At 71.7% G+C, this 12,822-nt stretch carries 15 protein-coding genes; 12 read left to right on the top strand and 3 right to left on the bottom strand.

Features of this window, described 5'->3' with window-relative positions:
• The first annotated feature begins 10 nt into the window (after positions 1-10).
• The 6 genes from BMW78_RS17160 (at position 11) to BMW78_RS17135 (ending at position 5,520) form a co-directional block, all read left to right on the top strand.
• Positions 11-1,339, top strand: a complete 1,329-nt coding sequence (locus BMW78_RS17160) for a glutamate mutase L (RefSeq protein ID WP_091762222.1) — start codon at positions 11-13, stop codon at positions 1,337-1,339.
• 9 nt (positions 1,340-1,348) lie between these two features.
• On the top strand, positions 1,349-1,762 hold the full coding sequence (locus BMW78_RS17155) for a VOC family protein (RefSeq protein ID WP_091762221.1): 414 nt from the start codon (positions 1,349-1,351) through the stop codon (positions 1,760-1,762).
• Between the two features lie 105 nt (positions 1,763-1,867).
• Entirely contained in the window at positions 1,868-2,848 is a 981-nt protein-coding gene (locus BMW78_RS17150; RefSeq protein ID WP_091762219.1) for an ATP-binding cassette domain-containing protein, read from the top strand.
• The gene (locus tag BMW78_RS17145; protein ID WP_091762217.1) at positions 2,845-3,696 is read left to right on the top strand and encodes an ABC transporter permease; all 852 of its coding nucleotides are present in this window, start codon (positions 2,845-2,847) and stop codon (positions 3,694-3,696) included. Before BMW78_RS17150 ends, BMW78_RS17145 begins: the two co-directional genes overlap by 4 nt.
• A 52-nt stretch (positions 3,697-3,748) precedes the next feature.
• On the top strand, positions 3,749-4,972 hold the full coding sequence (gene ilvA / locus BMW78_RS17140; RefSeq protein ID WP_177180452.1) for a threonine ammonia-lyase: 1,224 nt from the start codon (positions 3,749-3,751) through the stop codon (positions 4,970-4,972).
• Positions 4,969-5,520, top strand: coding sequence for a GNAT family N-acetyltransferase (locus tag BMW78_RS17135; protein WP_245735935.1), 552 nt, complete (start codon positions 4,969-4,971; stop codon positions 5,518-5,520). The genes ilvA and BMW78_RS17135 overlap by 4 nt, the downstream gene beginning before the upstream one ends.
• 99 nt (positions 5,521-5,619) lie before the next feature.
• Here the strand turns inward: BMW78_RS17135 and greA are convergent, their stop codons facing one another.
• A complete protein-coding gene (gene greA / locus BMW78_RS17130) occupies positions 5,620-6,111 on the bottom strand; it encodes a transcription elongation factor GreA (RefSeq protein WP_091762214.1) in 492 nt (163 codons plus the stop codon).
• Positions 6,112-6,343: 232 nt separating this feature from the next.
• Positions 6,344-6,709: a DUF4307 domain-containing protein gene (locus BMW78_RS17125; protein WP_091762212.1), complete on the bottom strand. Its 366-nt coding sequence runs from the start codon at positions 6,707-6,709 to the stop codon at positions 6,344-6,346.
• 70 nt (positions 6,710-6,779) lie between these two features.
• Between BMW78_RS17125 and mca the strand changes: the two genes are divergently transcribed.
• Genes mca through BMW78_RS17110 form a run of 3 tightly spaced genes read left to right on the top strand, consistent with a single transcriptional unit; the run spans position 6,780 to position 8,555 of the window.
• Positions 6,780-7,712, top strand: a complete 933-nt coding sequence (gene mca / locus BMW78_RS17120; protein ID WP_091762211.1) for a mycothiol conjugate amidase Mca — start codon at positions 6,780-6,782, stop codon at positions 7,710-7,712.
• Positions 7,709-8,053 carry a hypothetical protein gene (locus BMW78_RS17115; RefSeq protein WP_091762209.1) on the top strand — a complete coding sequence of 115 codons (345 nt, stop codon included), beginning with the start codon at positions 7,709-7,711 and terminating at the stop codon, positions 8,051-8,053. The genes mca and BMW78_RS17115 overlap by 4 nt, the downstream gene beginning before the upstream one ends.
• Positions 8,054-8,075: 22 nt before the next feature.
• Positions 8,076-8,555, top strand: a complete 480-nt coding sequence (locus tag BMW78_RS17110; protein WP_091762207.1) for a VOC family protein — start codon at positions 8,076-8,078, stop codon at positions 8,553-8,555.
• A gap of 1 nt (position 8,556) precedes the next feature.
• On the opposite strand, the gene trhA is transcribed toward BMW78_RS17110, so the two are convergent.
• On the bottom strand, positions 8,557-9,246 hold the full coding sequence (gene trhA / locus BMW78_RS17105) for a PAQR family membrane homeostasis protein TrhA (protein ID WP_091762206.1): 690 nt from the start codon (positions 9,244-9,246) through the stop codon (positions 8,557-8,559).
• A gap of 169 nt (positions 9,247-9,415) precedes the next feature.
• Here trhA and BMW78_RS17100 point away from each other — a divergent pair, with 169 nt between their 5' ends.
• The 3 genes from BMW78_RS17100 to BMW78_RS21075 all read left to right on the top strand — a co-directional run bounded on the left by BMW78_RS17100 (position 9,416) and on the right by BMW78_RS21075 (position 12,821).
• On the top strand, positions 9,416-10,177 hold the full coding sequence (locus BMW78_RS17100; RefSeq protein WP_091762204.1) for an isoprenyl transferase: 762 nt from the start codon (positions 9,416-9,418) through the stop codon (positions 10,175-10,177).
• A 283-nt stretch (positions 10,178-10,460) separates the two neighbouring features.
• Positions 10,461-11,834, top strand: a complete 1,374-nt coding sequence (gene phoH2 / locus BMW78_RS17095; protein ID WP_091762202.1) for an RNA 5'-3' helicase PhoH2 — start codon at positions 10,461-10,463, stop codon at positions 11,832-11,834.
• Positions 11,835-12,053: 219 nt separating this feature from the next.
• On the top strand, positions 12,054-12,821 hold the full coding sequence (locus BMW78_RS21075; RefSeq protein ID WP_245735934.1) for an aggregation-promoting factor C-terminal-like domain-containing protein: 768 nt from the start codon (positions 12,054-12,056) through the stop codon (positions 12,819-12,821).
• Position 12,822 lies beyond the last annotated feature (1 nt).

The following is a 12,822-nucleotide window of genomic DNA, read 5'->3' as shown; positions in this document are numbered from 1 at the left end:
GAGGCGCTCCATGGCACGGGTGCTCTGCGTCGACTTCGGGTCGACCTTCACCAAGGCCGCGCTCGTCGACCCCGCCACCGGTGACGTCCTCGCCACGCGCGAGGTGCCCACCACGATCGGCACCGACGTGCTCGACGGCTACCGCGGTATCCGGGCGTCCCTCGACGCCGCCGGTGCGCCCGCGCCGGAGCAGGTCCTCGCCTGCTCCAGCGCCGGCGGCGGCCTGCGCCTGGCCGTCGTCGGCTATGAGCGGGAGGTCACCGCGCAGGCCGGCTGGCGCGTCGGGCTGAGCGCCGGCGCCAAGGTCGTCCACGTCGCGTCGGGCCGCCTCTCCGGTCCCGACGTGCACGAGCTGCGTGCCGCGCGACCCGACATCGTGCTGCTCGTCGGCGGCACCGACGGTGGCAACGCCGACGTGCTGCTGCACAACGCCGAGCGCCTGGCCCACATGCGGGTGACCGCCCCGATCGTGGTGGCCGGCAACGCCGACGCCGCCGGCGAGGTGGCCGCCGTGCTCGGGGCGACGGGCCGCCGCTTCGAGGTCACCGACAACGTGCTGCCCCAGATCGGGGTCATCGCGCCGAAGGGCGCCCGGGCCGCGATCCGCGCCGCCTTCCTCCACCACGTGATCGGCGGCAAGCACCTGTCGAGGGGCACCGAGTTCGTCGACATGGTGCGGGCCCCCACCCCCGACGCCGTGCTCGCCGGCGTACAGGTGCTGGCCGACTCCGTCGAGGGCGACGTGCTCGTCGTCGACGTCGGCGGCGCCACCACCGACGTCTACTCCGCGCTCCAGCCGCAGGGCGAGGACGCCGGCCTGGCCAAGGACGTCGTGGCCCCGCTCTGGCAGTCGCGCACCGTCGAGGCCGACCTCGGCATGCGCTGGAGCGCCGAGGGGGTCCTCGAGGCGGCGCAGCGTGAGGCGCTGCCCGTCTCCGACGGGCTCCAGGGGTATGCCGCGCGCGTGAGCCGGGAGGTGGCCCACCTCCCGGCCGACCCGGTCGAGCAGGCCCTCGACCTCGAGCTGGCCCGGCTCTGCGCGGTGGTCGCCGTCCGGCGGCATGCGCGCCCGGCGTCACCCGGGGCCAGCCCACGACCGCTCGCCGACGTGGCCCACGTCATCGGCTCGGGGGGCGTGCTGCGCCACGCCGCGGAGCCGGACCAGCGGGCGGTGCTGCACGCCGTCACCGCCGACCACGCCGGTGGCTGGAGGGTGCCGAGGGAGGCGCCGGTCGCGACCGACACGGCATACCTGCTCTTCGCCGTGGGGCTCCTCGCGGAGGAGCACCCCGGTGCGGCGCGGGCGCTCGCCGCGCGCGTTGTCGGTGACGAGTCCTAGGTTGCCGGGATGAGCGACAACACAGTGCTACGCCCGGTTCTCGACCTCGTCGTGCTCGACTGCCCCGACGCGCTCGAGCTCGCCCGCTTCTACTCCACGATCCTCGGCTGGGACATCGAGGACGGCGCCGACCGCGGCTGGGCCAACCTGGTGCCGCCCGGCGGTGGGGTCACCCCGGAGCGCCCGGACGGGCGCGCCACCCTGGCCTTCCAGGGCATCGACGACTTCCAGGCCCCCACCTGGCCCGGCGGCGCCCACCCGCAGCAGTTCCACCTCGACTTCACCGTGCTCGACATCGACGAGACCGAGCCCCTCGTGCTGCGCGCCGGCGCCACGGTGCACGAGCACCAGCCGTCGGAGACCGGCGGCTTCAAGGTCTACCTCGACCCGGTCGGCCACCCGTTCTGCCTCTGCCGCGGCTGAGCAGCACCGACCGCCCCAGCTGATCGATCCGGGGCCCGCGCGACCCGGCGCGGGCCCCGAAATAATCGGTTGGGGCTGTCAGACCCCCCACCTACCCTCGAACCCATGTCAAGCAACGGCATGGCCATCGAGGCCGACAACCTGGTCAAGCACTTCGGCGACACGGTGGCCGTCGACGGGGTGAGCTTCTCCGTGCCGCGCGGCTCCGTGCTCGGGCTGCTCGGCCCCAACGGCGCCGGCAAGACCACCACCGTGCGGATGATGACGACCCTGACCCGCCCCACCCGCGGCACCGCCCGGGTCAACGGCCACGACGTCCTGCGCGAGCCCGACGCCGTGCGCCGCAGCATGGGCCTGACCGGCCAGGCCGCGACCGTCGACGAGCTCCTCACCGGCCGCGAGAACATCCGCATGATCGGCGCCCTCTACGGGCTGAGCCCGTCCTACGTGCGCAAGGCCGCCGACGACCTGCTCGAGCGCTTCTCCCTGAGCGACGCGGGCGACCGGATCGTGAAGAACTACTCGGGCGGCATGCGGCGCCGGCTGGACCTCGCGGTCAGCCTGGTGGCCACGCCGCCGGTGCTGTTCCTCGACGAGCCGACCACGGGGCTCGACCCCCGCAGCCGCGTCGAGCTGTGGGAGGTCCTTCGCGGGCTGGTCCGCGACGGCACGACGCTGCTGCTGACGACGCAGTACCTCGAGGAGGCCGACCAGCTCGCCGACCGGATCATCGTCATCGACCGCGGCACGGTCATCGCCGAGGGCACCGCGCTCGAGCTGAAGGACCAGAGCGGGCAGGCGGCCATCGTGCTGACCATCTCGAGGGCACAGGACCTGCCGCTCGCCGAGCAGATGCTGCGCGAGCACGTCGCCACGGTGCACGTCGACGAGGCGGCGCGGCAGCTCACCGCACCGGCCGACGGGCTGCGCGACATGACCAGGATCGCCGCCGTCTTCGAGCACAGCGAGATCGAGCTCGACGACCTCGGCCTCAAGCGGCCCAGCCTCGACGACGTGTTCCTGCACCTGACCGGCCACCGCGCCGAGGACGACCCCGAGCAGACCATGGAGGAGCGGGCGTCATGACCACCGACACCACCACCGCCGCGACCACGCAGGAGCTGCGCCGCCCCGAGCTGCGCCAGACCGGCCTGCTGCACCAGTCGTGGACGATCGTGCGGCGCAACCTGCGCCACATCCGGCGCCAGCCGGAGGCGCTCACCGACGTCACGATCCAGCCGATCATGTTCGTCGTCCTCTTCGCCTTCGTCTTCGGCGGCTCGATCCAGACCCAGGGCAGCAACTACCGCGAGTGGCTGCTGCCGGGGATCATGGCCCAGACCATGGCGTTCTCGTCCTTCGTCGTCGCCATCGGGCTCAACACCGACATCGACAAGGGCATCGTCGACCGGTTCCGCTCCCTGCCCATCTCCCGGGCGTCGGTGCTGATCGGCCGGAGCATCTCCAGCCTCATCCACTCCAGCATCGGCATCGTCGTCATGTCGCTGACCGGCCTGGCCATCGGCTGGCGCATCCACGACGGAGTGCTCGACGGGCTGCTCGCCTACGGCCTGCTGCTGCTGTTCGGGTTCGCGATGATCTGGATAGGCATCCTCGTCGGCTCGGCGATGCGCTCGATCGAGGCGGTCAACGGCCTGATGTTCACGACCATCTTCCCGATCACCTTCCTGGCCAACACCTTCGCGCCGACGGAGAACATGACGCCGTGGCTGCGCACGGTCGCGGAGTGGAACCCCGTCTCCTCGCTGGTGCAGGCCATGCGCGAGCTGTGGGGCAACGCCCCGGCGGCAGGTCCGGACGCTGCCCTTCCGCTGCGCCACCCCGAGCTGTTCGCCGCCGGCTGGTCGGTGCTCATCGCCGCCCTGGTCGCCCCGCTCGCGGTGCGGGCGTTCAACCGCCGCACGAGCGAGTAGGAGCAGTAGGAGCGGTGGCGGGGTGGCGGCCTCAGGCCGCTACCCTGCGCCCATGGCATCACCGTCGCTGTCCGTCACGCTGGACGACGTCCGCGCTGCGCAAGACCTGCTCAGCGGCGTCGTCCGCCCCACCCCGCTGGAGTACAGCCGGGCCCTGGCCGAGCGGGTCGGGGCCGAGGTCTTCCTCAAGTGCGAGAACCTCCAGCGCGCCGGGTCCTTCAAGATCCGCGGCGCCTACACCCGCATGTCGCGGCTGTCGGACGAGGAGAAGGCGAGGGGAGTGGTGGCGGCCAGCGCCGGCAACCACGCCCAAGGCGTCGCCCTCGCCGCCCAGCTGCTCGGGATCCGGGCCAAGGTCTACATGCCGCACGGCGCCCCGATGCCCAAGCTCGTGGCGACCCGCGCCTACGGCGCCGAGATCGAGCAGGTCGGCACCACCATCGACGAGTGCCTCGTCAAGGCCCGGGAGTGGGAGGCGGAGACGGGGGCGGTGCTGATCCACCCGTTCGACCACCCCGACATCGTGGCCGGGCAGGGCACCTGTGGCCTCGAGATCCTCGAGCAGTGCCCCGACGTGCGCACCATCGTCGTCAGCGCGGGCGGCGGCGGCCTCCTCGCCGGCATCGCCACCGTGGTGAAGGCGCTCAAGCCCGACGTCCGCATCGTCGGCGTCCAGGCGGAGCAGGCGGCGGCCTACCCGCTCTCGCTGGCCGCCGGGAAGCCCGTCGCCTTCGAGAACATGCAGACCATGGCCGACGGCATCGCGGTCGGCATGCCCGGCGACGTGCCCTACGGCCTCGTGCGCGAGCTGGTCGACGGCATGGAGACGGTCAGTGAGGAGGCGCTCTCACGCGCCCTGCTGTTCCTGCTCGAGCGCGCCAAGCTCGTGGTGGAGCCGGCGGGCGCCGCAGCGGTGGCCCACCTGCTCGGAACCGCGGGCCGGCACGTCGACGGCCCCGTCGTCGCCGTGCTCTCGGGCGGCAACATCGACCCCCTGCTGCTGCTGCGCATCATCCGGCACGGCATGGCCTCCGCCGGACGCTACCTGCAGTTCCGGGTGCGGGTGCCCGACAAGCCCGGGTCGCTGGCCCGCCTGCTCGCCGACCTCGCGTCGGCCGACGCCAACGTCCTCGAGGTCGAGCACGTCCGCACCGGCACGACGATCCGGGTCGACGAGGTGGAGATCGGCCTGCAGCTCGAGACCCGCGGCCACGAGCACTGCGAGGAGGTCCTGCGCGCGTTGCGGACCAAGGGCTACCAGCTCAAGTTCGGGTGACCCGTCAGGTGGACGGCGCCCCGCCGCGGACCCGGCTGGTCAGCCTCGCGGACGTACCCGTGCTGGCCGAGCTGGTACGGGCCAACCGCACGTTCATGGCGCCCTACGAGCCGCCGCGCAGCGAGGAGTACTTCACCGAGGCCGGGCAGCGGGCCCTGGTGCGGGGGCTGCTGACCCAGTACGCCCAGGACCGCACGGTGCCGCACGTCGTCCTCGACGAGGACGGCGCCGTGGTCGGCCGGATCACCCTCAACGAGGTGGTGCGCGGTCCGTTCCAGTCCTGCAACCTCGGCTACTGGGTCGCCGAGCAGGCAGGAGGCCGCGGCCTGGCGACCGCCGCGGTGCGGCACATGACCCAGCAGGTGGCGTTCGCGGACCTCGGCCTGCACCGCGTCCAGGCGGGCACGCTCGTCGACAACCTGCGCTCGCAGCGCGTGCTGGAGAAGAACGGCTTCGTCCGGTTCGGCCTGGCACAGCGTTACCTGCGGATCGCCGGGCAGTGGCGCGACCACGTGCTGTTCCAGCTCCTCAACCCCGTCGAGGACTGAGCCCCGCCGGGACTGGACCCCCTGAAGCCGGTCAGAACGGACCCGACGACGCGAGAAGGGCCGCCCCCCAGCGGGGAACGGCCCTTCTCGCGTCGGTCGTCAGCCCGCGTAGGGCTTGGCGTCCTTGATGGTGACCTCGATGGTCTTGCCGTTGGGGGTCTGATAGGAGACGGTGTCGCCGATCTTCTTGCCGTTGATGGCGGCGCCCATGGCGGACTTGTCGCTGTAGACCTCCAGGTCGGCGTCGGCGATCTCCCGCGAGCCCATGAGGAAGGTCAGGTCGTCGCCGAACATGTCGACGGTGACGACCATGCCTGGCTCGACGATGCCGTCGTCGGCAGGCTTCTCGCCGACCTTGGCGTTTTCGAGGAGCTGGGTCAGCTGGCGGATGCGGGCCTCCATCTTGCCCTGCTCCTCCTTGGCGGCGTGGTAGCCGCCGTTCTCCTTGAGGTCGCCCTCCTCGCGGGCCGCCTCGATCCGCTTGGCGATCTCGGTCCGGCCCTCACCGGAGAGCTGGTCCAGCTCAGCCTTGAGGCGGTCGTAGGCCTCCTGGGTGAGGTAGCTCTGTGCGGGGGTGGCGATGTCGCTCACGTGAAAACTCCTTGGTTGTCCTCGGTCTACGCCCGGCGAGACCGGGGGGTGGTACGCAAGACGGTCCGGACCCTGTCCCACAGGGGGCCTTGGGTCCAGACCGCTTCGTGAAGTGACAAGGGTATCAACGCCCTCGCGACAGGGTCCATTCCACACGGCGGACAGGACCCGCGGCCGGCCCGATCGTGGACGAACGGGTGATGCTCGCGGACCTGCGGTGCCAGCCCGTCGGCTAGGCCGGCGAGCAGCTGCGGACCGCCCCGGTGACCGCGCGGGTGGTGGTGCGCACCGTGACCTTCCGGTGCACGTCGCGCTCGGGCGAGGCGGGCACCTGCACCTCGACCGAGCCGACGACGCCGAAGCCCTGGTCGAGGGCGCGCACGAGGCAGGTGACGGCCTGTCCGTGTGGGCGGTGCACCTCGAACTGCACCTCCACGGTCCGGTCGTCGACCACCTTGTAGCTGGTGTCGGTCCAGGTGACCCGGCCCACCGTGTTGGCCAGGGCCAGCCAGGTCACCAGGGCCACGCCGAGGAGGCAGCCGACGATGCCGACGACCCACCACCGGCCGGTGCCCGGGGCAGGGCGGGGGAGGGGCATGCGGCGTGCCTTTCAGGTGAGAGGATGGCGATCGGCCCCATTGTCGACGATGCCCAGAAAGGGTGAGCAGGTGGCTGACCGGTTGCGCCTCATGGCGGTGCACGCGCACCCCGACGACGAGTCGAGCAAGGGCGCTGCGACGATGGCCAAGTACGTGGACGAGGGGCACGAGGTGCTCGTGGTCTCGTGCACCGGTGGCGAGCGCGGCGACATCCTCAACCCCAGGCTGGCCGACGACATCCACATCCAGCGCGACCTGCCGCGGGTGCGTCGCCAGGAGATGGCGCGGGCCCAGGAGATCCTCGGCGTGCAGCACAGCTGGCTCGGGTTCGTCGACAGCGGCCTGCCCGAGGGCGACCCGCTCCCGCCGCTGCCCGATGGCTGCTTCGCTCTCGAGCCGCTCGAGGTCACGACCGAGGCGCTGGTCCGCGAGATTCGCCGCTTCCGGCCGCACGTGATGACGACGTACGACGAGAACGGCGGCTACCCGCACCCCGACCACATCATGTGCCACACCGTCTCCATGTCGGCGTTCCAGGCGGCCGGCGACCCCGCGGCATACCCGCACACCGGCGAGGCGTGGCAGCCGCTGAAGATCTACTACAACCAGACCTTCAACCGCGACCGCATCGTCGCCTTCCACGAGGCGCTGCTCTCGCTCGAGGAGGAGAGCCCCTACCACGAGTGGCTCGAGAACTGGCAGGACCGCAAGCCGCGCACCGTGACCACCAGGGTCCACTGCGCCGACTGGTTCGACCGGCGCGACCAGGCCCTGCTGGCCCACGCGACCCAGATCGACCCCGACGGCAGCTTCTTCCGGGTCTCGCGCGAGCTGCAGCGGCGCGTGTGGCCGACCGAGGAGTACGAGGCGGCACTGTCGTACGTGCCGGTCGAGCCGGTCGAGGACGACCTGTTCGCGGGCCTGCGCGACGTCGACGCCGACGCCCTGGCCACCAAGAGCGGGCTGGAGCTCGCCTACGACGGACGGAAGGACCCCTCGTGAACGGTGACACCGTCTCCTCGGTCTCCCCGGGCATCGGCGCGTTCCTCGCGTTCTTCGCCCTCGCCATCGCCCTGTGGCTGCTCATGCGCAACATGAACTCCCGCATGCGGCGGATGTCCTACCGCGCCGAGGAGGCCCAGCGCGAGGCCGAGGCCGCTGCCGAGGCGAAGAGCACCGCGAAGAGCACCACGAAGAGCACGGCGAAGCGCAAGGTCAAGGCCAAGGGCGGTGCTGGGGGCGGCCGGCCGGCCGGGGAGGCCGACGGTCCCGGGGTCACCCCTGCGGTGGAGGACGAGGGCCCCAGCGACGACCAGACTGGCGACAGGCCCACCCAGCCCTAGCGCCTGTCCAGGAGGTCGCCAGATGAGCGGTCGCGTCGTCCACTTCGAGCTTCCCTTCGACGACGGGGCCCGGGCCCGGTCGTTCTACTCCGAGCTGTTCGGCTGGCAGCTGGAGGACGTCCCCGGGATGGACTACTCCCTCGTGGCGACCGGCCCCGTGGGTGAGCAGGGCTCGACCGAGCCGGGCTACATCAACGGGGGCATGACCGAACGTGGCGGGCCGGTCGAGCGCCCGGTCATCACCATCGACGTCGACGACATCGACGCGACCTTGGAGGAAGTGGCGAAGCGGGGCGGCGAGACCGTGGTGGGCCGCCAGCCGGTCGGGCCCATGGGGTGGACCGCCTACTTCCGCGACCCCGAGGGCAACGTCATGGGCCTGTGGCAGACCAACCCGCAGGGCGAGGGCTCGGGCTCGGGCGGAGCAGGCGAGGCGGCCTCGGGCGGAGCGGCCGACGCGGGGGCCGCGTCAGCCGCGGCGGACACCGACTACGACGTGTAGCTCAGGCGCCGTAGCTGTAGACGGTCATGGAGGCCGCCACGTAGTGGGCGATGAAGGCCGCCACCGTGAAGGCGTGGAAGATCTCGTGGAACCCGAACCACCGCGGGGAGGGGTTCGGCCGCTTGATGCCGTAGACGACGGCACCGAGGGTGTAGAGCAGGCCCCCCGCGGCGATGAGGGCCACGATGGCCGGGCCGCCGTGCTGCAGCAACGGGCCGAGGTAGAAGACGGCGACCCAGCCCAGTGCCACGTAGACCGGCGTGTAGAGCCAGCGGGGCGCGTGCACCCACAGGACCCGGAACAGCACGCCCGCGATGGCGCCGGCCCACACGATGGTGAGCATGGTGCGGCGCTGGCCGGGGGGCAGGAGCAGGGCGAACGGCGTGTAGCTGCCGGCGATGATGAGGAAGATGTTGGAGTGGTCGAGGCGCTTGAGCACCCCGGCCACCCTCGGAGACCAGTTCCCGCGGTGGTAGACCGCGGAGGTGCCGAAGAGCATCCAGGCGGTGACCGAGAAGACCGCCGCGGCGATGCGGGCGGTCGTGTTCGGGGCCAGGGTGATGAGCACGATGCCCGCGGCGACGGTCAGCGGCACCATGCCGGCGTGGAACCAGCCGCGCAGCTTGGGCTTGACGGCATCGACGACGGACTCGAGGGAGCCGCGCTCGTGGTATTCGGATGTCGTGGCCATGGAGGCAGCATAACCTACGCGACCGTAACCTACGCGAACGTAGGTTGAACACTGCCCTTCGGACGACCTCCGGCGTGCCTGCTCCGGGCTGCGCCCATGAAGGAGGGGTAGCGTGTGCAGAGCGGTCCGCGAACCGCGCCCTGCTGCACATTCCTTTCCGGGAGGCCCTGTGGGTCTGCACGACCTGCTGTATGCCGCGTACGAGCGGCGGCTGCGTCGCAGCCTCGCCCACGCGTCGCTGCCCCGCCACGTCGGGGTCATGCTCGACGGCAACCGGCGCTGGGCCCGCGAGCGGGGGGCGGCCACCAAGGAGGGGCACCAGGCGGGTGCCGACAACATCGCCAACTTCCTCGGCTGGTGCGAGGAGGCCGGCGTCGAGGTGGTCACGCTGTGGCTGCTCTCGACGGACAACCTCAACCGGCCCCCGGCCGAGCTCGCCCCGCTGCTGACCATCATCGAGAACGCCGTGGCGGACCTCGCCGAGACCCGCCGCTGGCGGATCAACCCGGTCGGCTCGCCCGACCTGCTCCCGGCCGAGACCGCGCGTCGCCTCAAGGAGAGCGCCGACGCCACCCGCGACGTGCAGGGCATGGTCGTCAACGTCGCGGTCGGCTACGGCGGACGCCAGGAGATCACCGACGCGGTGCGCTCCATGCTGGTCTCGCACGCCGCGAACGGCACGAGCATCGAGGAGCTCGCCGAGTCGCTCGAGGTCGAGCACATCGCCGAGCACCTCTACACCAAGGGTCAGCCCGACCCCGACCTGGTGATCCGCACCTCGGGCGAGCAGCGGCTGTCGGGCTTCCTGCTCTGGCAGAGCGCGCACAGCGAGTTCTACTTCTGCGAGGCCTACTGGCCCGACTTCCGGCACGTCGACTTCCTCCGGGCGCTGCGGGCCTACTCCGAGCGCAACCGCCGCTTCGGCGCCTGAGCAGGTCACGCCCGCCTGAACGGCCTCCCTCGTTCGGGTGAACTTCAGCGATGTCGCGGCGACACACCGCACGTCGTGACGCCGCGGAGGGGCCCTCTGGCTCTAGCGTCGGCTGTGACGTGGAGCACCCGTTCCGCGTTCGGGAGGCCCATCACATGGAGCGAGACGAGCTCCGAGCGGAGGGCCGGCACCGGCTCCACCGCACCGCGATGGCCCGGTCCCGGCACCTCGTTCGCGAGTAGGCGCACCGCGCCGGGGAGCGCGTTGTGCCAGATGGAGTGAGATGGCCTCGACATCGAGTGGCAAGACCACCACGCGCAGCACGTCGCCCACGGCAGCCCGGGCGCCCCGCAGGGGTGAGCCCCCGGCATACCGGACCTTCGTCCTCGACACCTCGGTGCTGCTCTCGGACCCCCGCGCGATGCTCCGCTTCGCCGAGCACGAGGTCGTGCTGCCGGTCGTGGTGGTCACCGAGCTGGAGGCCAAGCGGCACCACCCGGAGCTCGGCTACTTCGCCCGCACAGCCCTGCGCATGCTCGACGACCTGCGCATCAAGGAGGGCCGGCTCGACGCACCGGTCGCCGTCGGGGAAGACGGCGGCACGCTGCGGGTCGAGCTCAACCACACCGACCCGACGTGCCTGCCCGCCGGCTTCCGGCTCGGGGACAACGACACCCGGATCCTGTCGGTGGCCAAGAACCTCGCCAACGAGGGCCGCGACGTCACCATCGTCAGCAAGGACCTGCCGATGCGGGTCAAGGCGTCGGCCGTCGGCCTCACCGCCGAGGAGTACCGCGCGGAGCTCGCCGTCGACAGCGGCTGGACCGGCCTGGCCGAGCTCGACGTCACCGTGGAGGAGATGGACTCCCTCTACGAGCACGGCCGGCTCGAGCACGCGCAGGCGGCCGAGATGCCGTGCCACACCGGCCTGGTGATGCTCTCGCCGCGGGGGAGCGGCCTGGGTCGCGTGGGCGCCGACAAGCAGGTGCGGCTCGTCCGCGGCGACCGCGACGCCTTCGGCCTGCACGGCCGCAGCGCCGAGCAGCGGATCGCCCTCGACCTCCTGCTCGACCCTGACGTGGGCATCGTCAGCCTCGGCGGCCGGGCGGGCACCGGCAAGAGCGCGCTGGCGCTGTGCGCCGGGCTCGAGGCGGTCATGGAACGTCGACAGCAGCGCAAGGTGGTCGTCTTCCGGCCCCTGTATGCCGTGGGCGGCCAGGAGCTCGGGTACCTCCCGGGCAGCGAGGCGGAGAAGATGGGCCCCTGGGCCCAGGCCGTCTTCGACACCCTCGGGGCGCTGGTGTCCAACGAGGTGGTCGAGGAGATCATGGACCGCGGGATGCTCGAGGTGCTCCCGCTGACCCACATCCGTGGCCGGTCGCTGCACGACGCGTTCGTCATCGTCGACGAGGCCCAGTCGCTCGAGCGCAACGTCCTGCTCACCGTCCTCTCGCGGATCGGGCAGAACTCCAAGGTCGTGCTCACCCACGACGTCGCCCAGCGCGACAACCTCCGCGTCGGGCGGCACGACGGCGTGGCGGCCGTCATCGAGGCGCTCAAGGGGCACCCGCTGTTCGCCCACGTGACCCTCACCCGCAGTGAGCGCAGCCCCATCGCGGCCCTGGTCACCGACCTGCTCGAGGGCCTGGAGGTCTAGTCAGGACTAGTCCTTTCGGGCACGGCCGGGTGTGACGACGCGCACCCGGCCGTGCTCGTCCGCTGGAGTGTCCCTTTTCTCCCGCATTGGATGCGCTAACATCTCGGTTTCGTAACGCGCCGCCTAGTCACTCCGGGTGATGGGGGTGGTGTTCGCACGGCAACTGCACGGCAACTGAGGCCACCTCCCATGGTGGCCTCTGCGTTGGAGGAACCTGGAATGAGCAAGCCCTACGAGGGTCGGCACCGCGCTGCCCACAGCACCGGAGGCGCAGGACGCCACGGTGGCCCTGGCAGCACCAAGGGGGTCGTCGTCGCCAAGGCGGTCGGCCGTCCCGCCCTCACCGCGGGCTTCGCGCTCGCCGTCGTGGCCACCACGGCGGCCGGCTACCAGGCGAAGGGCGCCGACGCCGGGCACGCCGGGTACACCGTCTCCTCCGAGGCCGTCGAGCAGGCCAACGAGCTGGCCAACACCCAGATCGAGAACGACGCCCGCCTCGCCAGCGCCCGCAACGAGGCGAACGTGAGCATGGCCGCCGCGCAGGAGAAGAACCGGCGCGACGCCGTGGTCGCCGCTGCTGCGGCCGCCAAGGTCCGGCAGGAGGCTGCCGACCAGGCCGCCCGAGCCAAGCAGCGCGCCGCGCTGGAGGAGAAGCGCCAGGCCATCCTCGCCCGCGCCCAGGAGGACCCCAAGGCGGTGGCCCGCCTGCTCATGGCCGACTACGGCTGGGGTGATGGCCAGTTCGGCTGCCTGAACAGCCTCTGGATCGGCGAGAGCAACTGGAACTACAAGGCCACCAACTCCTCGTCGGGGGCCTACGGCATCGCCCAGGCGCTGCCCGCCTCCAAGATGGCCAGCGCCGGGCCCGACTGGCGCGACAACCCGGCCACCCAGATCAAGTGGGGCCTGGGCTACATCAAGAGCTCGTACGGCAGCCCCTGCAACGCCTGGGCGTTCTGGCAGAGCAAGTCGCCGCACTGGTACTGAG

Origin of the sequence: Pedococcus cremeus, assembly GCF_900111375.1 — a bacterium.
Classification (GTDB): Bacteria; Actinomycetota; Actinomycetes; order Actinomycetales; family Dermatophilaceae; genus Pedococcus_A; species Pedococcus_A cremeus.
The sequence above is the reverse complement of the archived record's forward strand: the minus strand, read 5'-3'. Positions and strand labels throughout refer to the sequence as shown.